This is a genomic window from Olsenella profusa F0195, assembly GCF_000468755.1.
GTDB lineage: Bacteria > Actinomycetota > Coriobacteriia > Coriobacteriales > Atopobiaceae > Olsenella_F > Olsenella_F profusa.
Genome location: NZ_AWEZ01000012.1, coordinates 1 through 1,341, shown reverse-complemented (window position 1 = coordinate 1,341; position 1,341 = coordinate 1). Strand labels below are relative to the sequence as shown.

Below are 1,341 nucleotides of genomic sequence, written 5' to 3'. Positions count from 1 at the left end.
GGTAACGTACAATTTCTTGCGCACTTTGACAGCGGAATAGCGTCCAGATAAGGAAGGAGGGCACGGCCCGCCCCGATATGATTCGAGTTGTCGAGACAAGAAGCATGCTGGAGGTAGACCATGCCCGAACCCATTGTATCTTTGAATGAGGAGTCGCTGAGGACAGACCTGCGCGAGCTCGTCAGAAAAACCGTCGAGGAGACGCTGAACGGCCTTTTGGACGAGGAGGCCGACGACCTTGTTGGCGCAGAGCGTTACGAGCGCACCGCCGGGCGCGAGGCCTATCGTGCCGGGCACTACGCACGCAGGCTCGCAACCACGTCGGGCGAGGTGACCCTGCGCATGCCCAAACTCAAGGGCATGAGGTTCACCACTGCGATCATCGATCGCTATCGCAGGCGGGAGACCTCGGTCGAGGAGGCGATGATCGAGATGTACCTGGCCGGGGTCTCCACCAGGCGCATCGAGGACGTCTCGGAGATCCTCTGGGGTTCGAGCGTGTCGGCCGCCACCGTCTCCAACCTCAACGAGAGGGCGTTTGCCGCGGTCGAGGAGTGGCGATCACGTCCGCTCGAGCGGGAGTATCCCTACGTCTACGTCGATGGGATATACCTCAAGCGCAGCTGGGGAGGCTCCTACGAGAACGTGGCCGTGATGGTTGCGATAGGCGTCAACAGTGACGGCTATCGCGAGGTCATCGGTGCCGCCGAGGGGTTTACCGAGTCGTCGGAGTGCTGGCGTGAGTTTCTCTCGTGGCTGAGGTCCCGCGGCCTTCGCGGCGTGAGGATGTTCACCGGTGATAAGGCTGCCGGAATGGTGGGCTCGGCAGCGGAGGTCTTCCCCGGGGCTGCCTACCAGCGCTGCACGGTCCACTTCTATAGGAACGTGCTGGCAAAGGTGCCTAAGTCGAGGCGCCCCAAGACGGCAGCGATGCTGAAGGCAATCCACGCGATGGAGTCGCGAGAGGCCAGCGAGGCCAAGGCGATCGAGGTCGCCGAGGAGCTCGACAAGATGAAGCTCAAGGAGGCCGCGAAGGTCGTCCGCAACGGCTACGCGGAGACCCTGACCTACACGCGCTTCCCAAGGGAGCACTGGAGGCGCATACGCACCAACAATGCCATCGAACGCCTCAATAGGGAGATTCGTCGTAGGACGAGGGTGGTGGGCACCTTCCCAGACGGCAATTCCGCACTCATGCTCGTGACCGCGAGGCTCAAGTACGTTGCTGAAAGCGAGTGGGGCTCGAGGCGCTACCTGGACGTGACTCTGCTGGATGAGTAGCCGTACCGGAGGGCAGGCCTAACAGGCTGTCGGAAAGTGCGCAACGATCTTGACGGTACC

Annotated in this window: 1 protein-coding gene; it reads left to right on the top strand. The window is 62.0% G+C overall.

The features are described 5' to 3' along the window. Positions 1 to 120 precede the first annotated feature (120 nt). The gene (locus tag HMPREF1316_RS01740) at positions 121 to 1,281 is read left to right on the top strand and encodes an IS256 family transposase (protein WP_021725174.1); all 1,161 of its coding nucleotides are present in this window, start codon (positions 121 to 123) and stop codon (positions 1,279 to 1,281) included. Positions 1,282 to 1,341: the final 60 nt, after the last annotated feature.